General features: G+C 47.4%; 16 protein-coding genes and 4 pseudogenes. 12 read left to right on the forward strand and 8 right to left on the reverse strand.

The genetic code is table 11. The annotated features are described in order from the left end of the window. Window positions 1-141 precede the first annotated feature (141 nt). The 3 genes and pseudogenes from gyrB to dnaA form a co-directional block, all read right to left on the reverse strand. A pseudogene (gene gyrB / locus A2F46_RS05100) lies at window positions 142-2,531 on the reverse strand (DNA topoisomerase (ATP-hydrolyzing) subunit B). Window positions 2,532-2,740: 209 nt separating this feature from the next. Continuing rightward, window positions 2,741-3,844: a DNA polymerase III subunit beta gene (dnaN, locus tag A2F46_RS05105; RefSeq protein WP_066567569.1), complete on the reverse strand. Its 1,104-nt coding sequence runs from the start codon at window positions 3,842-3,844 to the stop codon at window positions 2,741-2,743. Between the two features lie 22 nt (window positions 3,845-3,866). After that, a complete protein-coding gene (dnaA, locus tag A2F46_RS05110; protein ID WP_066567571.1) occupies window positions 3,867-5,480 on the reverse strand; it encodes a chromosomal replication initiator protein DnaA in 1,614 nt (537 codons plus the stop codon). A gap of 236 nt (window positions 5,481-5,716) precedes the next feature. Here dnaA and rpmH point away from each other — a divergent pair, with 236 nt between their 5' ends. From rpmH to yidC, 4 genes are read left to right on the forward strand one after another with little or no spacing between them, the layout of a single operon-like run. Further along, window positions 5,717-5,851, forward strand: coding sequence for a 50S ribosomal protein L34 (gene rpmH / locus A2F46_RS05115; RefSeq protein ID WP_004283944.1), 135 nt, complete (start codon window positions 5,717-5,719; stop codon window positions 5,849-5,851). Next, window positions 5,851-6,183 carry a ribonuclease P protein component gene (gene rnpA, locus A2F46_RS05120; RefSeq protein ID WP_066567572.1) on the forward strand — a complete coding sequence of 111 codons (333 nt, stop codon included), beginning with the start codon at window positions 5,851-5,853 and terminating at the stop codon, window positions 6,181-6,183. Before rpmH ends, rnpA begins: the two co-directional genes overlap by 1 nt. Window positions 6,184-6,193: 10 nt before the next feature. Next, window positions 6,194-6,406, forward strand: a complete 213-nt coding sequence (yidD, locus tag A2F46_RS05125) for a membrane protein insertion efficiency factor YidD (protein ID WP_066567573.1) — start codon at window positions 6,194-6,196, stop codon at window positions 6,404-6,406. Between the two features lie 19 nt (window positions 6,407-6,425). Next, on the forward strand, window positions 6,426-8,096 hold the full coding sequence (gene yidC / locus A2F46_RS05130) for a membrane protein insertase YidC (RefSeq protein WP_066567574.1): 1,671 nt from the start codon (window positions 6,426-6,428) through the stop codon (window positions 8,094-8,096). A gap of 192 nt (window positions 8,097-8,288) precedes the next feature. On the opposite strand, the pseudogene A2F46_RS13345 reads toward yidC, so the two are convergent. Then, window positions 8,289-8,947 (reverse strand): annotated as a pseudogene (locus tag A2F46_RS13345) (OmpA family protein). Between the two features lie 178 nt (window positions 8,948-9,125). Beyond that, the gene (locus A2F46_RS05140; RefSeq protein WP_066567576.1) at window positions 9,126-9,743 is read right to left on the reverse strand and encodes a peroxiredoxin; all 618 of its coding nucleotides are present in this window, start codon (window positions 9,741-9,743) and stop codon (window positions 9,126-9,128) included. Window positions 9,744-10,099: 356 nt separating this feature from the next. Here A2F46_RS05140 and cysS point away from each other — a divergent pair, with 356 nt between their 5' ends. The 3 genes from cysS (at window position 10,100) to A2F46_RS05155 (ending at window position 12,922) form a co-directional block, all read left to right on the forward strand. Then, window positions 10,100-11,515 (forward strand): cysteine--tRNA ligase, encoded by a 1,416-nt coding sequence (cysS, locus tag A2F46_RS05145; protein ID WP_066567579.1) that lies wholly within the window; start codon window positions 10,100-10,102, stop codon window positions 11,513-11,515. Between the two features lie 120 nt (window positions 11,516-11,635). Continuing rightward, complete coding sequence (rpmE, locus tag A2F46_RS05150; RefSeq protein WP_066567582.1) at window positions 11,636-11,851, forward strand: 50S ribosomal protein L31; 216 nt, start codon at window positions 11,636-11,638, stop codon at window positions 11,849-11,851. Between the two features lie 96 nt (window positions 11,852-11,947). Beyond that, on the forward strand, window positions 11,948-12,922 hold the full coding sequence (locus A2F46_RS05155; protein WP_066567585.1) for a TerC family protein: 975 nt from the start codon (window positions 11,948-11,950) through the stop codon (window positions 12,920-12,922). Window positions 12,923-13,028: 106 nt separating this feature from the next. Here the strand turns inward: A2F46_RS05155 and grpE are convergent, their stop codons facing one another. Further along, window positions 13,029-13,586 (reverse strand): nucleotide exchange factor GrpE, encoded by a 558-nt coding sequence (grpE, locus tag A2F46_RS05160; RefSeq protein ID WP_066567772.1) that lies wholly within the window; start codon window positions 13,584-13,586, stop codon window positions 13,029-13,031. A gap of 226 nt (window positions 13,587-13,812) precedes the next feature. Between grpE and aceK the strand changes: the two genes are divergently transcribed. Continuing rightward, window positions 13,813-15,600, forward strand: a complete 1,788-nt coding sequence (aceK, locus tag A2F46_RS05165; protein WP_066567587.1) for a bifunctional isocitrate dehydrogenase kinase/phosphatase — start codon at window positions 13,813-13,815, stop codon at window positions 15,598-15,600. A 340-nt stretch (window positions 15,601-15,940) separates the two neighbouring features. Here aceK and ppc read toward each other — a convergent pair whose 3' ends face one another. Next, window positions 15,941-18,646, reverse strand: coding sequence for a phosphoenolpyruvate carboxylase (ppc, locus tag A2F46_RS05170; RefSeq protein ID WP_066567594.1), 2,706 nt, complete (start codon window positions 18,644-18,646; stop codon window positions 15,941-15,943). Between the two features lie 252 nt (window positions 18,647-18,898). Between ppc and A2F46_RS05175 the strand changes: the two are divergent. The 4 genes and pseudogenes from A2F46_RS05175 (at window position 18,899) to A2F46_RS05190 (ending at window position 22,860) form a co-directional block, all read left to right on the forward strand. Then, window positions 18,899-19,971, forward strand: a pseudogene (locus A2F46_RS05175) (sulfate ABC transporter substrate-binding protein). An 80-nt stretch (window positions 19,972-20,051) separates the two neighbouring features. After that, window positions 20,052-20,888 (forward strand): sulfate ABC transporter permease subunit CysT, encoded by an 837-nt coding sequence (cysT, locus tag A2F46_RS05180; protein ID WP_066567596.1) that lies wholly within the window; start codon window positions 20,052-20,054, stop codon window positions 20,886-20,888. Continuing rightward, window positions 20,888-21,751: a sulfate ABC transporter permease subunit CysW gene (gene cysW, locus A2F46_RS05185; RefSeq protein ID WP_066567598.1), complete on the forward strand. Its 864-nt coding sequence runs from the start codon at window positions 20,888-20,890 to the stop codon at window positions 21,749-21,751. The genes cysT and cysW overlap by 1 nt, the downstream gene beginning before the upstream one ends. Window positions 21,752-21,778: 27 nt before the next feature. Next, window positions 21,779-22,860 (forward strand): annotated as a pseudogene (locus tag A2F46_RS05190) (sulfate/molybdate ABC transporter ATP-binding protein). Window positions 22,861-22,958: 98 nt separating this feature from the next. On the opposite strand, the gene A2F46_RS05195 reads toward A2F46_RS05190, so the two are convergent. Further along, a complete protein-coding gene (locus tag A2F46_RS05195; protein WP_066567601.1) occupies window positions 22,959-23,357 on the reverse strand; it encodes a helix-turn-helix domain-containing protein in 399 nt (132 codons plus the stop codon). Window positions 23,358-23,447: the final 90 nt, after the last annotated feature.

Below are 23,447 nucleotides of genomic sequence, written 5' to 3' on the forward strand. Positions count from 1 at the left end.
CTAAGGCTGCCTGAAAGGGATTGGATATTGAGGAGGTGGTCATGGAAGCAATGCTGCATAAAATTCGCAGCACAGATGGATTGGACGCAAATAAAAAGGATGGCAATGCCATCCTTTTTATTGAAGGTTGATGCTTTTTTCTTAAATGTCTACTTGAGCATTGAGCGCGTTATTTTCAATGAACGCGCGGCGAGGCTCAACTTCATCACCCATGAGTGTCACAAATACATCATCGGCCGCCATCGCATCTTCAATACGCACTTTGAGCAAGCGTCGTACATTCGGATCCATGGTGGTTTCCCACAGTTGTTCTGGATTCATTTCACCCAAGCCTTTGTAGCGCTGAATAGCTAAGCCTTTCTGGGCAGCAGTCATGAGCATATCCAGAGCTTCATCAAAGCGGCTGATAGGGGTGCGGTTTTCACCTTTAACCAAAACGGCTTCTGTGCCAATCAATCCATCCAGCATGGCAGCTGTTTGCCGGATCACTTGGTAGGCTTTGCTGTCGACAAATTTTTGATCCAAATAGCTGACCGCTGTATTGCCATGTAATTTGCGGGTGATTCTAATCATCTGGATTTCATCAGCAGCGCCGATCACGCTTAAAGACACTTCAGCATCATGTAATCGAGACGTAATAGCAGTCAGTGTGGCTTCTGCCTGCTGAGGTGTGGATAAATCCAAATTTTGATTAATATCCACCAATAGCTTCAACACGGTTGGGTCAATCACACGACTCTCACGCTGTATCATCGCCTGAGCCAACAAGAATTGTTTGGCAATCTCGGCCAGTGCATTGCCTTCCAAAACCGTGGTGCCGGATTCAATTTTTGCCTTGTCTAAGGCCAAACTCAGTAAGAACTGGTCTTTTTCAAATTCATCTTTCAGATAACGCTCTTGTTTGCCATATTTGGCTTTATACAACGGCGGTTGAGCAATATAAATATAGCCGCGTTCAACCAATTCCGGCATTTGGCGATAAAAGAATGTCAGCAGCAGCGTGCGGATATGAGCGCCATCCACATCGGCATCCGTCATGATGATGACGCGATGATAGCGTAATTTTTCCGGGTTGAATTCTTCTTTGCCAATACCCGCCCCTAGTGCGGTGATGAGTGTTGCCACTTCTTGGCTGGCCAACATTTTTTCGAAACGCGCTTTTTCCACATTCAGAATTTTGCCCTTTAAAGGCAAAATAGCTTGGAATTTGCGGTCGCGTCCTTGCTTGGCTGAACCGCCAGCCGAATCCCCTTCGACTAGGTAAAGTTCAGACAAGGCAGGATTTTTTTCCTGGCAATCAGCCAGTTTACCAGGCAAGCCCAAGCCGTCCATCACGCCTTTGCGACGGGTGATTTCACGGGCTTTACGTGCAGCTTCGCGCGCGCGCGCGGCATCCACAATTTTGCTGGTGATGATTTTGGCTTCACTCGGATTTTCTTCTAAAAATTCGGCCAAAGATTTGCCCAATACTTCATTAATGACAGGGCCGATTTCACTGGAGACCAATTTGTCTTTGGTTTGAGAGGAGAATTTCGGGTCGGGTAATTTGACAGATAGCACGCAGGTCAAACCTTCACGCATGTCATCACCACTGGTATCTACCTTGGCTTTCTTAGCCACTTCATTGGCTTCGATATAATTATTAATGGTGCGCGTCATGGCTTGGCGCAATGCCGTCAGATGCTACCGCCATCGCGCTGAGGAATATTATTGGTAAAACATTGAACATTTTCTTGGTAACTGTCGTTCCATTGCATGGCGCACTCCACGCTCATGCCGTCTTTTTCACCCAAGCAGTAAAATACCTTGGGGTGCAGTGCCGTTTTATTGCGGTTCATGTATTGCACAAAACCTGCCACGCCACCACTGAATGCAAAATTTTCGTGTTTGCCATCACGCTTATCAAAAAGCTCAATGCCCACGCCATTGTTGAGGAATGATAATTCGCGAATGCGCTTGGCTAAAATATCAAAGCTGTATTCAATGGTGCCGAACGTTTCTGTACTGGCCAAAAATTGAACGCGTGTACCCTGCTTATCGGTGGCACCAATCACTTTCAAAGGAGCCACTACGTCGCCTTGGTGAAACTCCACAAAATGTTCTTTGCCATCTCGATAAATGGTGAGTTTTAGCCAGTCTGACAAAGCATTCACCACGGATACACCCACGCCATGTAAACCACCGGATATTTTATAGCTGTTGTTGTCGAACTTACCACCGGCATGCAGAATGGTCATGATGACTTCAGCCGCGGAGCGGTGTTCTTCGGGGTGCATGTCGGTAGGAATGCCGCGGCCATTGTCTTCGACGGTTATCGAATTGTCTGCATTAATGGCGACGGTAATGCGGTTGCAATAGCCGCCCAATGCCTCATCAATGGCATTGTCTAACACTTCAAATACCATATGGTGCAACCCAGTACCATCTTGAGTGTCACCAATATACATGCCTGGGCGCTTACGTACGGCGTCCAAACCTTTTAAAACTTTAATGCTGTCGGCGCCGTATTGTTCTGAATTGTGTTCTGTCATAAGTATACTTTTGTCTTATGTGAAAGCACGGCAAGTTGCTGTAAATGAGCAAATTGCCAAAGGCAAAATTATAGCAGATTTAGCCCACTTTTTCTGTTTTAAATTCACTTTAAACCAATGTTTTATTTTGTTTTTCATATTTTTGACGCCAGAAACAAAACAGGCTGCCTGAATTTTTTCAGGCAGCCTGTTTACATCAGTTCATGCGACTATATTCGCATGGGCATGACAATGTATTTGAAATTGGGGTTATTGGGAATGGTGAATAAGGTGGAACGATTGACATCGCCGAAGGCCAGTTGCAAATCATCAGCATGTACATTGCGTAACACATCCATTAAATAATTGATGTTGAAACCCACCTCTAGTGCTTCTCCCTGATAGGCAATTTCCAACTCTTCCCGGGCTTCTTCTTGCTCATTGTTGTTGCAAGTCACGCTCAAAAGGCCAGGTTGGATTTGCAAACGGGCGCCTCTGAATTTCTCATTGGCTAAAATAGCGGCACGTTCTAATGCAGCGAGTAATTGCGTGCGGCCAACCAAGAAAATTTTATCATTGTCCATTGGAATGACGCGGTTGTAATCTGGGAACTTACCATCCACCACTTTGGATACGATCACCGTATCGTTGCAGCGGAAGCGGACTTGGTTATTGAGTAATTCAATGGTAACTGGTTCGCTGGGTTGGTTTAATAGCTTGAATAATTCCAGCACGGTTTTGCGCGGTAAGATAACCTCAGCTTTGGGCAAATCCGCGTCAATGGTGGTTGCGGCAAACGCAAGGCGGTGACCATCGGTGGCCACCAGTCGCAACTGATCGCCTTCGGTTTGCATCAATAAACCATTCAGATAATAACGAATGTCTTGCACGGCCATACTGTATTGCACTTCAGACAACATCTCTTTAAAGGCTTCTTGAGGTAAAGTAAACGCAGCACTCACTTCTTCACCTACGCTCATTAATGGGAAGTCTTCTGCAGGCAAGGTTTGGAGATTGAAACGGCTTTTGCCTGCTTTCAAGGTAAGGCGGGCTTTGTCCCAGTCGAGTGAAACCAAGGCGCCTTCAGGTAGTGCCCGTAAAATATCTTGAAGTTTTTTGGCATTGGTGGTGATGCGAAAATCATTGGCATCACTTTGTGGTCCAACGGTATTGATTTGAATTTCCAAGTCGGTAGCCAAAATATTGGTTTGCCCATGCTGGTTTTCCAACAACACATTAGACAATATGGGCAGAGTATGTCGGCGTTCAACAATGCCGGTGACGGCTTGCAAAGGTTTGAGCAGACTGTCTCGTTCGGCTTGTAAAATCAGCATGTTATATCCCTCGGGCAATACGTTAATCACGCAATATCATTATCAAAGTGTCATATGCTTTAGCGGTTTCCGCGTCATCTTTGCGCAGTTTACCAATGCTTTTCACGGCGTGCATCACCGTGGTGTGATCGCGTCCGCCAAAGCCGCTGCCAATGGCGGGCAGACTCAGGTTGGTGAGTTCTTTGGCTAACGTCATGGCCATTTGTCGCGGGCGGGCCAAATTACGCGTGCGCTTTTTGCTCATCATATCACTGATGGTGATGCCGTAGAATTTGGACACGGTATTTTGAATGTGTTCCAACGTCATGGGTTTGTGATTGACGGCTAAAATATCCTGTAAAGCTTCAGTGGCTAAGCCGACATCAATGCGACGTTTGGCAAATTTGCTTTGAGCGGCTACGCGTTTGAAGGCACCCTCTAGCTCACGCACATTGCTGCGAATGTGTTTGGCAATGAAAAAAGCGGCATCCTCTTCTAATTCCACATGGGCTAATTCGGCTTTTTTCTGCAAAATAGCAACGCGCATTTCCAATTCTGGCGGTTCCAGCTCTAAGGTAAGCCCCCAAGAAAAGCGTGATTTTAGGCGGTCGTCCATGCCATCAATGTGGCTGGGCAGGCGGTCACACGTCAAAATAACCTGTTTTTTGCCATCAATCAGGTGGTTGTAGACATAGAAGAACTCTTCCATCGTTCGCTCTTTGTCGGCAATAAACTGAACATCGTCCAATATCAATAAATCGACCTGTTGGTATTGCTGCCGCATGGCATCAAATGATTTGGCGCGGAACGCATTCATGATGCCGCGGATAAATTCATCTGCATGAATGTAACGGATGCGTGCTTTCTTGTTGCTTTGAAATAGCTGGTTGCCGATGGCTTGCACCAAATGGGTTTTACCCAGTCCAGTGCTGCCATAAACGAAAAAAGGGTTATACATGCTGTTGCCAGGCGTTTCGGCAATCGAGAGCGCAGCCGCATGGGCCATTCGATTGCCTTTGCCTTGTACTAAAGTGGCAAAGGTGTGTTCAGGATTGAGATTGGTGTCTTTGTAGCGTTGTTGTTGCTTGATTTCACCATCCGGCAATGCAGGGTTATGCATAGATTGCTTGGCCGCTTCGTTGGTAGTCTGCGCGGTTGCAGTTGCTGCAATTGTGTTATTGGCTGCGGGATGGTTATGGTCGTGTAATCGCTTGGCAATGATGTCTTGAGCCGATTCTTTTTTGGATCGGGATGGCTGTTCTGTTATTAATGGATCAGTGGGTTTCACCGATGGGCCGACCTCGGCGTCATTACCAAGCTGTGGCTGTGGTGGAGCTGGTTGTATTGCTGCTGTCGATGGTGTCGCCGCTGTTTTGTTTGAATGGGTTGCCTGAATGGATTGCCCTTGGCCTATGCGCAAAACCAGCTGTGCTGCTGTATTTTCACCGGCCAATTTTGTAGCGGTTTCGACTATGAGAGACCAAAAGCGGTCACGTACATAGTTAAAGGTAAAGGCGTTGCGCGCCAACACCACCCATTGCCCATCTTGCGTATTTTCGACGATGGTCAAAGGAGCAATCCACATTTGGAACTGCTGTGAAGATAAGCGTTGTTTGAGTATTAACAGGCACTGTGGCCAAAATTCTGCAACGGTCATACTGATTAGGCTTTACCTGAACTGGAGAATAAGGTGGTATTTATTAGGCGATGGTTCAATATACAGTAAGACCCATCAACGCCAATGGCAAGGGTGCGATTATACGCAAATATAATGGTATCTGTCAGGGTGATAATGTGCACGAATGTCTACGCAAGTGGATTATATTTATTGACAAAACAGCCTGTTTGCGGTGTAATGCCGCGTTTATTTAAAGTAGAATTTTAGGAATCACCATGAAACGCACTTATCAACCGTCTGTTACCCGTCGCAAACGCACCCATGGCTTTTTGGTTCGCAGCAAAACCCGTGGTGGCCGCGCCGTTTTGGCTGCTCGCCGCGCTAAAGGCCGCAAGCGTTTAGCTGTGTAATGGCAGATTGTCGTTTTGGTAAACGCTATCGTCTTTTAAAAACGGATGATTTTTCATCCGTTTTTGCTTTGCGCCAGCAGAGAAGCCGAGGCTGCTTGCATGTGTTACAAGCAGATAAGGGTTTGGATTATCCTCGCTTAGGTGTAGTGGTTGGCAAAAAAACCGCCAAACGAGCCAATCGCCGCAATTACATGAAACGTGTAGTACGGGAGTGGTTTCGTTGTCACAAGCAGGCATTGTTGCCACGGGATTACGTGGTTCGTGTGCGCCAGCCTTTTACCGCCAAAGATGCGGAGGCGGTGCGGCGAATCATGAGCGATTTACTGCGCTGAAGCTACTTGCATGCTGCGAAATATATTATTGATGCTGGTGCGTTTTTACCAATATGTCATCAGTCCAATGTTGCCACCACGCTGCCGCTATACGCCAACATGCTCCCAGTATGCGGTGGAAGCCCTACAGAAATATGGTGCCATTAAAGGCGGTTGGCTAGCATTAAAACGGATTTGTCGCTGTCATCCATTTGGCGGCAGTGGGCACGATCCTGTTCCTTAATCGATACTCGGAAAACACCATGGAATCGAAAAAACTATTGATGTTTTTTGCGCTGGCAATGGCGATTTTGCTGGGTTGGGAATATTTTTTCCCTACGCCCAAGCCTGATGCTCAGACTGCCGCACAAACGCAACAAGCCAGTCAGCCACAGAGCGGAGCCACTACTGCCGTTACCCCCACAGCTGAAACTGCCGTGGGCGGTTCGCAGCAGCCTATTGTTGTGACCACCGATACCTTGAAGGCCACTATTGACGAGAAAACGGGTGATTTACGCCAATTGGTGCTGTTGAAATTCAATGCCACCAGTGATGCCAGCAAACCTTTTGTTCTGTTTGATAACAGTCAAAATTACAAATACATGGCGCAAACGGCACTTCTCAACCGCCAAGGTGATTATTTGTTTAAAGATGTGGCGTTTACTGCACCTCAGAAACAGTACACGCTTAATGGTGACAAGGTTGAAGTCCGTCTCACTGCACCGCCGACCAATGGCATTGAAGTCAGCAAAATATACACCTTTACCAAAGGCAGCTATTTGATTGATGTGCGCTATGATGTGGCCAATAAGACCAGCCAACCTTTACAGTTGGACGCGGCGTATCGCGTGTTACGCGATGGTAAAGAGCCGGATGGTAGTGGTTATTTCGATCATACATACACAGGTCCGGTGGTTTATACCCCTGAAGGCAAATTTCAAAAAGTTAGTTTTGGCGATTTGGATGGGGATTATACGTCTGGGCGTGACCAAGCCGACTATGTGCGCAAAACCGACTCTGGTTGGATTGGGATGACTCAGCACTACTTTATGGCAACTTGGATTATCCAGCCGAAAGGTGCTCAGAGTATTTGTCGTGATGGTGCTTGCCAGTTGGATGTACGCAAACGCACAGATGGTCTCTATTCTGCAGGTATGCGCGTGCCTTTGCCCACCATTGCACCCAATGCCACGCTCAATTTCCCAGTGGAATTGTATGCCGGTCCTCAAGAGTATTCTGTGGTGACGCAAGTTGCGGATCATTTGCAGTTGATTAAGGATTATGGCAAGACGTCGTTATTTGCCACCCCACTGTTTTGGCTGTTGAATAAATGGCATGAATTGGTGGGTAACTGGGGTTGGGCCATTGTTTTGCTGACGTTAACTGTGAAAGCGGTACTGTTCCCCCTGACCAATGCATCTTATAAATCCATGGCTAAGATGCGTGCGGTAGCGCCGCGCTTGCAGGCTTTAAAAGAGCAATTTGGCGATGACCGCATGAAGTTGCAGCAAGAAATGATGGCCATGTATAAAAAGGAAAAAATCAATCCTTTGGGTGGCTGTTTACCCATGTTGCTGCAAATTCCCGTGTTTATTGGTTTGTATTGGGCTTTGTTTGCCTCAGTAGAGTTGCGCCAAGCACCTTGGATTGGTTGGATTACCGACTTGGGCCGTCAAGATCCTTATTATGTATTGCCGATTTTGATGGCGGTCACCATGTACATCCAAACGCACCTGAATCCACCGCCACCCGATCCGATGCAGGCCAAAATGATGAAAATCATGCCCGTGGCTTTTTCGGTGATGTTCTTCTTCTTCCCGGCAGGCTTGGTTTTATATTGGTTGACCAACAATATTTTGACCATCGCGCAGCAGTGGTACATCAATAAACGGATTGAGAAGCAACAAAAATTGCATCATCGATTAGAGGCTTAAAATCAAAAAGGCGCTTCATTGTGGAGCGTCTTTTTTTAAGGCTCATTCCAGTGAAACAAAGGTGGATATGAGTGGGCTGTTTTGTTGCTTGATTGGACATATTGATTTGATGGCTATGCTGTAAAACAAGGTAATATGATCATAAAAAAGGCTGCCTGAAATGTTTCAGGCAGCCTTTTAACGCACTTAGTTTTATGAAGCATTCTGTACCGGATTGATGGTGATTTCCACGCGGCGATTTTTCGCGCGGCCTTCGGCATTCGCATTGGTGGCTACTGGATTGGCAGCGCCATAGCCGACTGCATTCATGCGGTTGCTGGCCACGCCGCGAGCTGTCAGGAAGCCAGCCACGGATTGAGCGCGGCGTTGTGACAACGGAATATTGATGCTGTCATTGCCGGTGTTGTCGGTATAGCCACCAACAGTAATGGTCGTGTCGGTGTAAGTAGACAAGACTTCAGCTACCGAAGTCAATGAAGATGAGGCAGCGCCGCTGAGTTGGGCACTGTTGGTAGCGAAAGTGATGTTTTCAGGCATTACCAATTTAATTTGATCACCAACACGGTTCACTTGTACCTGAGTATTGGCCAATTTATCCCGTAATAATTTTTCTTGGTAGTCCATATAACCACCCACGCCAGCACCCACGGCACCACAAGCCAAGGCAGAATTACGCGCACCTTTACTGCCATGCGTAAGTGCGCCTACGATGCCGCATGTTGCAGCAGCACCCAGGCATACATGGCAGTTTTACTGACGTGTTGTTGACCTGTAGTGGGGTCGGTAACGCAGCCTGTGAGTACCAATGCTGCCGAAGCAGACAGAATAGCCAGCGGTTTCATCAGTTTCATGATCATTCCTTTCATTAGGAGATAATTATACGAACAAGGCATCATCATGCATCATGATGATCGGTGTTGTCCTATGCGTGCATACTATAGGGCAGGACATTGCGCTTGAAAAGACGCAATGCAAAAAAAACCGCAGCGTCCACTGCGGTTTTGTCTGTGCAACATTAAGCAATATTAATCACAGTTTGTCGCCATCGGCAGCCAAGTAAGAGGCTACGCCTTCAGTGCTCGGTTTCATGCCTTTATCACCGTGTTTCCAGCCGGCAGGACATACTTCACCGTATTGTTCGGTAAATTGCAAAGCATCCACCATGCGCAGCATTTCATCAACATTACGACCCAAAGGCATGTTGTTGACTACTTCGTGTTGTACCACGCCATCTTTATCGATCAAGAATGAGCCACGGAAAGCAGGGCCCTCAGAACTTTCAACATCATAGGCTTTCACGATGTCATGGTTTACGTCAGCCACCATGGTAAATTTAACTTGACCAATACCACCTTCATTTACGGGGGTATTGCGCCATGCAGCATGAGTGAATTGGTTATCGATGGATACAGAGAATACTTCTACATTGCGTTTTTTGAATTCTTCGATACGGTGATCATGCGCAATAATTTCAGACGGACACACAAAAGTGAAATCCATTGGATAGAAGAACAATACTGCGTATTTGCCCTTGGCAGCAGTCGCAAAGTTAAAGTTATCTACCACTTCGCCAGTGGGCAATACAGCACCGAATTTTTTGTCAGTGTCGTGGAAAAACGGAGCGGGTTTATTTACCAATACAGCCATGATAGTCTCCTAAAACATGTTTAAAAATAACGACAACCGAGGCGGCTGCCACTGAATCAATGTGTGTATTCTAGTTTAAAACCACCGCCAAGCTGATTGATTTTCGCTATGTTGGCCATTAGCTTGCTGTAGCAGCTTTGGGATCAACCATAATTAGTTTTGCGGCAGTCGCACACGGTATATTAAAATGATGAATGGCATTGATGAAATGAGTATGACATGCCAGCTTAACCATTTAACTATTCGTTTATTTTAATGGGGATGAAACACGCAGTTTCAACCTTAAATATTGAATACCTAGGCAATGCTGAATTTCTAAAACGGTATTTTGAATCAACACCACTTGCGAGAACACCATGCTTCACCTATACAACACGTTGACCCGTGACAAACAGCCATTTGTGCCCATTGATCCTACTCGGGTGCGCATGTATGTGTGTGGGATGACGGTCTATGATTACTGTCACTTAGGGCATGCACGTGTGATGGTGGTGTTTGATATGGTTGCCAGGTGGCTGCGTGCATTGGGTTATCCACTGAACTATGTTCGCAACATCACTGACATCGACGATAAGATCATCGCACGAGCGCATGAACGTGGCATCAGTATTGGCGAATTGACCGATTTTTTCATCCAAGCCATGCACGAAGATGCCGATGCATTGGGCGTCATCCGTCCTGACGAAGAGCCGCGAGCAACCCATTATATCCCACAGATGATTGCATTGATTGAAAGCATTATTGCCAACGGTAAGGCTTATGCGGCAGAAAATGGTGATGTGTATTATGCGGTTCGAGAGTTTTCGGCATATGGCCAACTCAGTGGCAAAAGTTTGGATGATTTGCGTGCGGGTGAGCGTGTTGGCGTGGATAAGTTCAAGCGTGACCCGCTCGATTTTGTGTTGTGGAAAGCCGCTAAACCAGGTGAACCTTCTTGGGAAAGTCCTTGGGGACTAGGGCGGCCGGGCTGGCACATCGAATGCTCTGCCATGAGCCGAGAGTTATTGGGGGCCGAATTTGACATCCATGGTGGTGGTGCAGATTTGCAGTTTCCCCACCATGAAAATGAAATTGCCCAAAGTTGTGGTGCAGAAGGTCATGGCCATGCTTGCTGCGATCCCAAAAAACACATTGAAAGTCATGTTAAATATTGGCTACACAATGGTTTTATACGCGTTGATAATGAAAAAATGTCAAAATCGTTGGGCAATTTTTTCACCATACGCGACGTGTTGACACAATATGATGCAGAAGTCGTGCGCTTTTTCATCTTGAGGGCGCATTACCGTAGCCCGTTAAATTATTCTGACGCCCATTTGACCGATGCCAAAGGCGCGTTGACACGCCTCTACACCGCTTTAAAAAACACACCAGCTGATCCAGTTGTGGTTTCTGCGGATACCAATGCCTATACCCAGCGCTTTTTTGCTGCCATGAACGATGATTTCAATACAGTAGAGGCTGTGGCCGTATTGTTTGAATTGGCTAATGAAGTCAACAAAAATCATGATGCACAATTGGCAGGCTGCCTGAACGCCTTGGGTGGTTTACTGGGTCTGTTGCAGCGCGATGCCGAAGATTTTTTACAAGGCGGCACCGCTACGTCTGCGACAGGGCTGAGCAATGAGGCAATTGAAGATTTAATTATTGCACGGCGACAAGCTCGCGCGGAGAAAAACTGGGCGGAATCTGACCGCATTCGGGATGAGTTAACCCAGAGCGGCGTGGTTTTGGAAGATGGGCCGCAAGGCACCACATGGCGTCGAGCCTAATTCGAGTGTGTATGTAATTGCTTGCTTTCCCAAAATTAAAGCGTATAATTCACAGATTCGGTTAAACCGTTTAAGAAGCATAGGCAAAACCCCTGTGCCCGCTGACTAAAGGACAAAGACATGAAAAAAGACATTCAACCAAACTATCATGATGTGACCGTGACTTGCTCATGCGGCAACACATTTGTGACCAAATCTGCCATGGACAAAGACACTTTCAGCGTTGAAGTGTGTTCTGCTTGCCATCCGTTTTACACAGGCAAACAGAAAATCGTCGATTCAGCTGGTCGTGTGGATAAATTCAATCAAAAATACGGCAATATGTTTAAACGCTAATTATTGTAAATGGCGATATTTCCGCAATGAAAAGACTGCTAAGATGCAGTCTTTTTTATTGTCGATTTTCATATTTAGGAAGGTTTGGAATACAAAATGCCACACCCCCATATCACGTCAGTTGGGACGCCTTTGTTTTACGCTGTGTTTTTCGCAGTGGTTTTATTGATGATTGTCATAGACATGCTTACTTTGAAAAAAGAAGGCGTGCACAAGGTGAGTACCAAAGAAGCCTTACTGTGGAGCATCGTTTGGGTCACGGTTTCATTGGCTTTTGCCGTGTGGCTGTATTTCGAATTGGCGGGCAATCCGCAGGTTGGCCCTGTGGTGGCTAAGGATAAGGTATTGGCATATTTGACTGGCTATGTATTGGAAAAATCACTGGCGGTCGACAATATTTTTGTATTTGTATTAATTTTCAGCTATTTCAAAGTGCCCGCTGCTTATCAGCATAGAGTTTTATTGTATGGCGTATTGGGTGCCATTGTATTGCGCGCGATTATGGTGTGGTTGGGCGCGGTACTGGTGAGTGAGTTTGAATGGGTTTTGTATCTATTTGGAGTGTTCTTGGTATACAGCGGCATCAAGATGATGTTGCCTGAAAAAGGCGAGCCTGCCGATTTTGGTGAAAACCCCGCAGTGAAGTGGCTTACTCGGCACATCCACATCAGCAAGAATTTTGATAAAGAAAAATTCTTCACTATTGAAAACGGCAAACGCGTGGGTACACCTTTGCTGTTGGTGTTGATCGTGGTGGAATTAAGTGATGTGGTGTTTGCGGTCGACAGTATTCCGGCGGTATTTGCGGTGACCACTGATCCGTTTATTGTGCTGACATCTAATATTTTTGCTGTGTTGGGTTTGCGGGCTATGTATTTCCTGTTGGCCAATGTGGTGGAAAAATTCACATATCTAAAATTTGGCTTGGCGTTTGTGCTGACGTTCATCGGTGTGAAAATGCTGATCGCTGGTTGGTACCATATTCCTACCCATATTTCATTATTGGTGGTATTCAGTGCCTTGTTGTTGTCGATTTTGGCATCGTGGTTGAAGCAGGAAAAGCAGGCCTAATGTGCATATACCTTGGGTGGCCATCTGTGCTTATGAATCATAACCAACAAAAAACCGTTGCTTTGAGCAACGGTTTTTTGTTGGGCTGTATTGAATAGACTATTACTTATTCGGCGTCTGGTTGTTTGGCGACAGTGACCATCGCAGGGCGAAGAATGCGGTCAGACAAAGCATATCCTTTTTTCATCACATTGACGATGGTGTTGGGCGCCTGGTCGCTGGCTACGGATTGTAAGGCTTGGTGCTGATGTGGATCCAATTTATCGCCTGGTTGCGGGTTGATTTCGCTGATATGTGTATTGTCGAAGGCCTTTTGTAGCTCGTTGAGGGTCATTTGCACACCCATTTTCAATGCGTCAAAGTTGCCGCTCTGATCTTGCAAGGCCATTTCCAGATAGTCTTTTACTGGCAGCATTTCCGTGGCAAATTTCTGCCCGGCAAATTTGTGTGCATGTTCCAGCTCATCTTGATGTCGCCGACGCAGATTTTGTTCTGCCGCCAAAGCACGCAATTGTTCGTCTTTAATTTGGCCTTCCAATTCTTCAATGCGTCCTTCTAGATTTTCTAACGAAGGGCTTTCAGTATTGATCTCGGCTGTGGTTTGGGTGGTGGTATCTTGGGTAGCTTCAGTATGGGGTGTATCAGGTTGGTTGGGTTGTTGCATGGTGTTGTCCTTCACATAATATTCACGTTTCAAAGTGGGGCTAAGGTTTTTTTTTTTCAAGGTGGTCATGGATATCTTAGCATGGCAGTGGGTTCAACAAGAGGTTGCCTGAAACTGGATCACATTGATTGCTCAAACGGTTAAAAAAAGATATGGTAATACGAAGGGTAGGCGAATCGCCCCTTAATACAAAATTAATAAAGCAGTGTGGTTTAGGGGAGAAATCATGAGTTCACGCTTAAAAGCAGAGCAGGCGAGCTTGGTAGCCGACACTATTTTGGCGGGGTTCAATAAGCATTACACCATGTTTCGTGCCGCCAGTGGTTTGGCGAAAGCGCTCTTTGAAGCTGCTGATTGGCATGGCATACAGCAATTGGTAGCCGACCGCATCCAAATGTATGATGATCGCGTTGCAGAGGCAGTGCAGGTATTGCGTCAAGAAGTGATGGCCAATTTGCTCAATGACGAAGTGTGGTCGCTGGCCAAAACAGAATACATTGCCATGTTGGTTAATCACAAACAGCCGGAGTTGGCAGAGACTTTCTTTAATTCGGTGTCTACCAAAATTCTCGACAAACAGTATTACAACAATCAGTTTATTTTTGTGAAGCCAGCCATTTCCACTGAATACATTGATTCTGAACCCCATACTTTTGAAGCTTTTTACCCCAATAACCAAGGCTTGCGTGGCTGCCTGAAACGGATTTTAGAGCATTTCAATTGGCAAATTCCTTTTGTCAATCTTCGTCGCGACATAGTTAATATTCTGCGTTCGGCTCGAGCGCATTTGCATGGTGATTGGCCTTTGGCTGATTTGAATCTGCATTTGCAGGTACTCAATAGCGCTTTTTATCGCAACAAGAGTGCTTATATTTTTGGACAAATCATCAATGGCAATATGCGCTATCCTTTTGCCTTTGCCATCGTACATGAGGAGCATGATGATGGTAGCGCCGGTTTGGTGGTGGATGCTGCATTGTTTGATGCCAAACAGATTGGCGTCATGTTTTCTTTTGCGCGCGCCTATTTTTTGGTGGATATGCCGGTGCCATCTGGATATGTGCGCTTTTTGCAGTCAATGTTGCCGATGCGTTCGGCTGCCGATTTATACACTATGCTGGGTTTGCAAAAACAGAGTAAAAATATTTTTTACCGTGAATTTATCCAGCATTTAGCGTATTCGCACGATCAATTTATTTTGGCACCGGGCGTTAAAGGATTGGTGATGTCGGTGTTTACTTTGCCGTCATTTCCCTATGTATTTAAGCTGATTAAAGACACATTTGGTCCGAATAAGGATTTTGACCGCGAATATGTGCGCCAAAAATACCTCTTGGTGAAACGGCATGACCGGGTGGGGCGCATGGCCGACACTTTGGAATACACCAATGTGGCCTTGCCCAAAGCGCGCATTGATGATGCCTTATTGGCAGAGTGGCGCACTTTGGCCCCATCGCAGATTGAAGAAAGCGATGAGCGGGTGGTGATTAAACACGTGTATGTGGAATATCGGCTGAAACCGCTCAATTTATTTATGCAATCGGCCGCGGCAGAAGCCAAAGCCGCTGCGGTCATTGATTATGGTTATGCTCTGAAAGAATTGGCCTCCGCCAATATTTTTCCAGGCGACATGCTGTATAAAAATTTTGGCATGACTCGTTTTGGTCGCGTGATTTTCTATGATTACGATGAAATAGAATACATGACCGATTGTAATTTCCGTGAGATTCCCGAAGCCCCCAATCCAGAAATGGAAATGTCGGGTGAGGTATGGTACCCGGTGCACAAGGGTGATGTATTTCCAGAGGAATTTGGGCCTTTTTTGTTGGGTGAGCCCGATGTGCGCCAAGTGTTTTTGCAACACCACCGGGATTTGCTTACGCCTCTTTTTTGGCAGCAGAAAAAGCAACGCCTACAAGCCGGCATTCTGGAAGATTTTTTCCCCTATCCTCAATCGGTGCGTTTTCGCCAGCAGGCACTGCCAGATGGTTTGGTTGATGCCACAGACGCCTGAATGGGGTCTAAATGTAACTTAGACCAATAAGCCCATGTCGACTGCGGTGGTGTAATTCGAAATCATCAATCCTGGAAGCCACGCAGGTAAAAATGAAAAGCATCACACTGGCCATAGCAGTTGGCGTCTATGTCTCCAAATCCATTGCAGCTTTGCCATGAACGGTGACGACAGCCACGCCAGTATAATGGAACCTACTAGGCAAAGGCTTAAATCAGTCAAGTGGATGAACGCTGATGGGTTTATCACTCGGTAGCCGGTTGAAATTTAAACCCTTCTGCAAACATGGATACTCTAGGCTGCCTGAAGGTATTCAGGCAGCCTAGGTGGTGGTCTACCCTTAGCCAGTATTGCGCAACCCTTGAGCTACACCATTAATCGTTTGGTGAATTAATTGCAGTAAGTGCTGATCTTGGGGACGGGCGCGCAGTTGGGCCAGTAGATGCACTTGTAACCAATTCAAGGCATTCAAATACGGCATACGTAAAGCCAGTGAGCGCGCCAAACTACGGTTATCAGTCAATAACGTATCGCGTTGCAGCAGATCCAGCAAGGCGTTGCGGCTGCGAGTGAATTCTTCGGTAATAAGGACGAAAATATTGGCAGCAGCTTTGTCATCGCAGGCCAAACCCACATAAGCTTGGGCAATCGATAAATCGGCTTTGGCCATGACTTGCTCCATATTGGACAACATGGCATTAAAAAAAGCACTGTGGGTGGCCATGTGACGCAATTTGGCCAAATTGTGGGCATCCGATTGCAAAAGCGCGGCCACGGCACTGCCAAAGCCATACCAAGCGGGCAACATTAATCGGTTTTGTGTCCATGAAAACACCCAAGGGATAGCACGTAAATCTTGAATACGTGCCAAGGTCTTGCGACTGGCTGGGCGGCTGCCTATATTGAGGCTGGCGATTTCCTGAATTGGACTGGTTTGTAGAAAATAATCGATAAAGCCTGAATGGGTAATGAGCTTACGATAATGTGTAAACGCCTTGTCTGAAAGCTGCTGCATTAAGGCCATGTCCGGCTCGTCGGTATTGTGTGGCAATAAACTGGCTTCCAGCGTGGCAGCGACTAAAGTTTCTAAATTGCGCTCCGCATTGGCGGCGTCGGCGTATTTGGCGGTGATCACTTCGCCTTGTTCAGTGATGCGGATTTGGCCAGCCACACTGCCCGCAGGTTGTGCCAGAATGGCATCAAATGAAGGCCCACCTCCTCGTCCTACGCTGCCACCACGACCATGGAAGAGGCGCAGGCGCAGGCCATGTCGCTGATACAAATCCACCAGTGCCGCTTCAGCTTGATAGAGCGACCATTGGCTGGTTACATAGCCGCCATCTTTGTTGCTGTCTGAATAGCCCAGCATGATTTCCTGCAGGTGGTCGCGGCTTTGTAGTAGTGTGCGGTACCAAGGCAAGTTAAACAAGGCATCCATGACGCCGATGCAGTTTTGCAAAGCTTCGATGGTCTCAAACAGTGGAACGATATTGAGTCGGCTTGCTGGCTGCCCATGCTGCACGGACAATAATCCTGTTTCTTTCAAGAGTAGCGCCACCGCCAGAACATCGCTGACTTGCTCGGCATTGGAGATAATACTTTGCCGGATGGCCGTTTCACCAAAACGATTTTTGATGTCGGCGGCTGCCTGAAAAATAGCCAGTTCTTTTTGGGTGTCTTCGGTGTAAGTGACATAAGGACTAAATAGTGGCCGCTGGGTTGCCAGCTCACGCAGCAGCACACGCTGTCTGGCCGATTCGCTTAGTGTCAAATAGTCTTCCAAGTCGGCATGCGCAAATAAATCGGCCACCGTGGCTGCGTGGGTGCCTGCATGTTGGCGCAAATCCAAAGGCATTAAATAAAATCCAAAAACGGAAACGGCCCGCAGCAAATCTGCCAGTAAGCCTTCTGCCAGTAAGGTACTGCCGTGATGGCGTAAAGAATCTTGTAAGGTATGCAGATCGCTCATAAAGGCCGATGCGTTGGCGTAAGGCGTTGACGTGCCAAAGCGGCTATTGAGGGTAATTCCGAACGATTGTGCGGTACTGCTCATGCGGGCCATGATGTAGGCAATAGCGCGGCGATAAGGCTCTTCGGCACGAGCACGCTCGGTATCTGGCGATTGTGCTGATAGTGCCAAGACCGCTTGGCTGACGGCGACGCGGCGTGTGGACAAGGGCAAATCCTGATACAAATCATCGAGCATGTGATCATAATAATGAAACACGGCATCGGCCTGCTGTTTGAATGCTTCATGTAAAGTATCCGCACTCACAAACGGATTGCCATCGCGATCACCGCCTATCCAACCGCCAATGTGCAGCAGGTCCGGCAATACAACATCGGGGTATGTTTGACGAAGCTCGTTTTGCAGTTTGCGATACAGTGCCGGTACCGCGCAAAAAAAGCTCAAATCAAAATACGCCACACCGTTACTGATTTCATCGGCAACATGCAGTTTGAATGGTCGAGTTTCATTGGTTTGCCATAGCGCCAACAAAACGGCTTCGGTTTGTTGTTTGATATCTGCTAAATGGCGGCTGCCTGAAAGATGATTGCGTTTTTCCAAAATGGTGCGAATTTCGCGTTGAAAGCGCAGAATGGATTGGCGTTGTACTTCGGTTGGGTGGGCCGTTAAAACGGCGGCCACTTCGGTATGATCGAGCTCTTTTTGTATAGCTGGGGCGCTGATGTTTTGGGTGCGCAATAAGGAGAGTACATGAGCGAAACTGGCTCGACTGGGGGCGTCATCGCTGATCTCATGAATACGCCGACGGCGCTCATGGTGGGTGTCTTCGGCGATGTTTAAAACTTGAGCAAACAAACTGCAGGCGCGAATGAGGTCTTCTAGTTGTTCGTCATTCAGCTGGGGAATGGCTTCGCCCATCACGATTTGCGCATCCACGCCATCGAGTAGCTCGGCCAATATCGTTTGCACTTTCGGTGCGCATTGGTCGGCCAGCATGCTGAGTAATGCCTGCGACAAAAAGGCCACATCGGCAGAAAGCGGGGCATCTTTGTGTTGATCCAGATGAGGTGTGGCCATGGTGTGTGTCCTATGGATAAGGTATTTGAATGATGATGTTGCTTTGCAATAAGGTAAGCAAACTATAGCATTATTTGAACAGAGTTGAGCAACAGGCCTCATGGCGTGGATTGGCGAATGACGTGCGCGAATCAAGGTGTGGTTGGTATATAACTTTGGCTTCTTTGCATAAAAAATTTGATTCTTTCTCAAATACCGGCCCGCGCTTTAGTATGCCTCCATTATTCAATCAAAATAAACCAAGGAATGGTTATGTTGCGTGTACAAAAATTAGGGTCATGGAAGCAGGTGACTTGGGGGTTGGCCGCCGCCGCAGTATTGATGCTGGGTGCGTGCGGTGGTGAAAAACAAGCGACGGCGTCAGCTTCAGGCAACCAGGCAGACGGTGGTAAAAAAATTGAGTTATTAAATGCCTCATATGATGTGATGCGCGATTTTTATAAGGAGTTTAATCCACTCTTTATTAAGCATTACCAAGCGGAACATCCGGGCGCACAGATTGGTGTGCAACAGTCACACGGTGGCTCCAGCAAACAAGCTTGGCAGTGGCGAATGGATTGCAGGCAGATGTTGCGACCATGAATCAGACATCCGATATCGAATTGTTGGAACAAAAAGGGTTGGTGGCCAAAGATTGGCAAAAGGCCTTTCCAGATAATGCCGTACCGTTTACCAGTACTACGGTATTTTTGGTGCGCAAAGGCAACCCCAAAGGCATTCACGATTGGGCGGATTTGGCCAAACCTGGGGTACAGATTGTGATGACCAACCCCAAAACCGGTGGCAATGGTCGTTATACTTTCTTGGCGGCTTATGGCTATGCGCTAAAAGCCAATAACGGTAATCAAGATGCGGCCAAAACCTATTTGAAACAATTCTTCGGCAATGCGACAGCCTTGGAATCTGGTGGTCGCGCGGCCACCAATACCTTTGTGCAACGTCAGATTGGTGATGTGCTGATTACTTTTGAAAATGAAGCCAATGTGGTGTCCAAGCAATTTGGTGATGGTCAGTTTGAAATTGTGTATCCGAAATATTCGGTGGCTGCTGAGAATCCTGTAGCAGTGGTGACGACCGTGACCGATAAAAAAGGCACCACTGATGTGGCTAAGGCTTATTTGGGTTATTTGTGGAGCGATGAGGGTCAAAATTTAGCTGCAGATTTGTATCTGCGTCCAAGCAATCCGCAAGTGTTGGCGAAATACGCTGACCGTTTCCCTAAAGTGGAAACATTCCGCCCCAATGATGTATTCGGTACTTGGCCGGAAATTATGAAGAATTTCTTTGCGGATGGTGGCTTGTTTGATCAGATTTACCAAAAGTAAATCAGCCAATTGAGCGCGTATAACGACAGGCACGGATTCCCGTGCCTGTTCATGAAACCAAGGCTGCCTGAAAGACTGTTATGTTGTTATTGAAAAGCCGAACTGTATTGCCGGGATTCAAGCTGAGCTTGGGCATCAGCGTGCTGACTTTATCACTGCTGGTATTGTTGCCGTTTGTGATGTTGGTAATTACGGTATCCGGATTGGGCTGGCAAGGCTGGCTCAAAGTAATTACCGAGCCGCGAACGCTCTCAGCCATCTGGTTGACTTTGCGTATTTCCTTTTATGCCATGCTGGCGAATGTGGTGTTTGGTACGTTGGTGGCGTGGATTTTGGTGCGTTATCAATTTTGGGGCAAAGGGGTGGTGAATGCGTTGGTGGATTTGCCTTTTGCTTTACCCACTGCGGTGACCGGTGTGGCCTTGGCTACACTGTATGCGCCCAATGGCTGGCTGGGTCATCTATTGGCGCCACTGAACATCAAAGTGGCGTTTACGCCCATTGGTATTTGGGTGGCACTGGTGGTGGTGAGCCTGCCTTTTATTGTGCGCGCTGTGCAGCCTGTGTTAGAGGAATTGTCGAGCGAATATGAAGAAGCCGCAGCCACATTAGGTGCCTCGCGGTTGACCGTGGTGCGGCGGGTGGTGCTGCCCGAAATTCTACCGGCGTTGGTAACCGGAGCTGGCATGGCTTTTGCCCGTGCTACTGGAGAATACGGTTCGGTGATTTTCATTGCGGGGAATATTCCTTTCAAATCGGAAATTTTGCCTTTGATTATCGCAAGCAAATTTGAGCTTTTTGATATTCAAGGCGCTTCTGCAGTGGCTTTGTTTATGTTGATGATTTCGTTTGCCATCTTGTTTGCTTTGAATATATGGCAATGGCGCTTGAGTCGCCGTGCACAGGGACGCTATTGATGAATGCCAAAACCAATGAATTGATTGTGGAGCCGCGCTGGGTTCGCTTTATTCTGATTGCGGTGGCCTTGTTATTTTTAGGGCTGATGTTGGTAGTGCCCTTGGTATCGGTGTTCTGGTTCGCTTTGGAAAAAGGGTGGCAATTGTATGTGGCAGCACTCACCGACCCAGAAGCGCAGTCGGCGATTCAGCTGACCTTGATTATTGCAGCGATTGTCGTGCCTGTGAATGCGGCAATGGGGATCGCCATTGCATGGTTGCTGACGCGTTTTGATTTTCGTGGCAAACAATTTTTGACCACATTGTTGGATTTGCCGTTTTCGGTATCACCGGTGGTGGCGGGGTTGATGTTTGTGTTGTTGTTTGGCGCGCACAGCCTTGTTGGCGGTTGGCTGGAAGCACATGGTGTACAAGTGATTTTTGCCATCCCTGGCATGGTGTTGGCAACTTTATTTGTGACGTTTCCATTCGTGGCTCGTGAGCTGATTCCCCTCATGCAAAGCCAAGGTGACAGCGAAGAGCAGGCAGCTTTGATTTTGGGCGCCAGCGGGTGGCAGATGTTTTGGCGCGTGACCTTGCCCAATATCAAATGGGCTTTGCTCTATGGCATCATTCTGACCAATGCGCGGGCCATGGGTGAATTTGGTGCGGTGAGTATGGTGTCGGGCCACATTCGGGGCGAAACCAATACCATGCCGCTATTGGTGGAAATTTTGTATAACGAGTACAACTTTGTGGGCGCTTTTGCCGTGTCCAGCCTGCTGGCGTTGCTGGCATTGTTGACGCTGTTGTTGCAAAACCTATTGAATTGGCGCCAGCAGCGCTTGCTTGCTGCTGCCAAACGTGATGTGCGTGCGGCTTAAGGCTGCCTGAAAAGAAATGAGACTGCGATGAGTATTCAAATCGAGCATTTGGAAAAACACTTTGGCGATTTTGCGGCGCTCAAAGACATTAATTTAACGGTACCTACCGGTTCGTTGACAGCGTTGTTGGGCCCATCTGGTTGCGGAAAAACAACCCTGCTGCGCATTATCGCGGGGTTGGATCAGGCCGACAGCGGTCATATTTTATTTGACGGTAAAAATGTGACCCACGAACATGTGCGTGATCGCAAAGTGGGGTTTATGTTTCAGCATTACGCCTTATTTCGGCACATGAATGTGTTTGATAATGTGGCCTTTGGTTTGCAAGTACTGCCCCGCAGCCAGCGGCCCAGTAAAGCCCAGATTGCAGAACGGGTTCAAGAATTACTCAAGTTGGTGCAATTGGATTGGTTGGCTAAAGCTATCCGCAACAACTTTCGGGTGGCCAGCGACAGCGTATTGCGTTGGCGCGGGCGTTGGCGACAGAGCCTAAGCTATTGTTGCTCGATGAGCCATTTGGGGCGCTGGATGCCAAGGTGCGCAAAGAATTGCGCCAATGGCTGCGTGAAATCCATCACACCTTGGGCATCACCAGTATTTTGGTGACCCATGACCAAGAAGAAGCGTTGGAAATGGCGGATCAACTGGTGGTGATGAATCATGGCCAAATCGAACAAGTCGGCAGCCCCGACACCCTGTATCAGCGCCCAAGCAATGTGTTTGTTACCGAGTTTTTGGGCGAAGTCAATGTGTTTGAAGATGCGCGTATTGAGCAGGGTGAACTGCATATTGGTGGTTATCATGAGCCGGTAGGCAATGGGACTGCTGAGCGGCAAAATGTTACGGTTTATGTGCGTCCTCAGGAATTGGCCTTATTGGCTGAACCAACCCACCAAGCCATTGCGGCAGCCGTGATTGATGATGTACAAGCCATTGGACCGCAAGTTCGAGTGGGTTTGCATTATGACGATGGTCGCAAGCACGTACACGCATTGCTTTCGCCTGCGGAATGGCGCCAGCTGAATGCGCGCCAAGGTCAAACCGTGTGGTTATTGCCGCGCCAGCTCACGGTGTTTAAGTTGCCTGAAATGGTGGAATACGTGATCTAAAACGGACTGTATTTGCGCGCCGCATTGGATTCAATCAACCGTGCGGCGTATTTTTTGGGCGCAGCCTCCCACCACTCCAGATACGCGGGTAGCATTGCTTAAAGGTATGTTTTTGGCAGGTCTGATGTTGGGTGGCCATTAGACTCGGTGGTCGCCGAAGGTGGGGCATGATGGATACCCCATTCGTGCATGGCCATGATCACTGTTATTAGACTTTGGCCTTGCCGTGTTAGTGAGTATTCCACTTTGGGCGGCACTTGCGCATACACTTCTCGATGCACAATGCCGTCTGTTTCCATCTCCCGCAATTGCAAAGTCAACATGCGTTGCGTGATGTCTGGCATGAGGCGGCGCAGCTCATTGAAGCGCTGAGTGGTGTCCATTAAGTGGTACACAATCAAGGCTTTCCATTTGCCGCCAATGACTTGCAAAGTACGATTAACAGGGCAGCTTGTGGGTGTGATACCTTCGATTTTGTTTTTCTCTATTGGGTTCATGGGTAATTGACAGTATAAAAAATGTGTGTACTTTTATTTTTATGGGTAGATTATATAATAAACCCATAGAGTATGACAGTGTCTCAATGG

It is taken from the genome of Snodgrassella sp. CFCC 13594, from assembly GCF_001590725.1.
Lineage (GTDB): Bacteria > Pseudomonadota > Gammaproteobacteria > Burkholderiales > Neisseriaceae > Snodgrassella.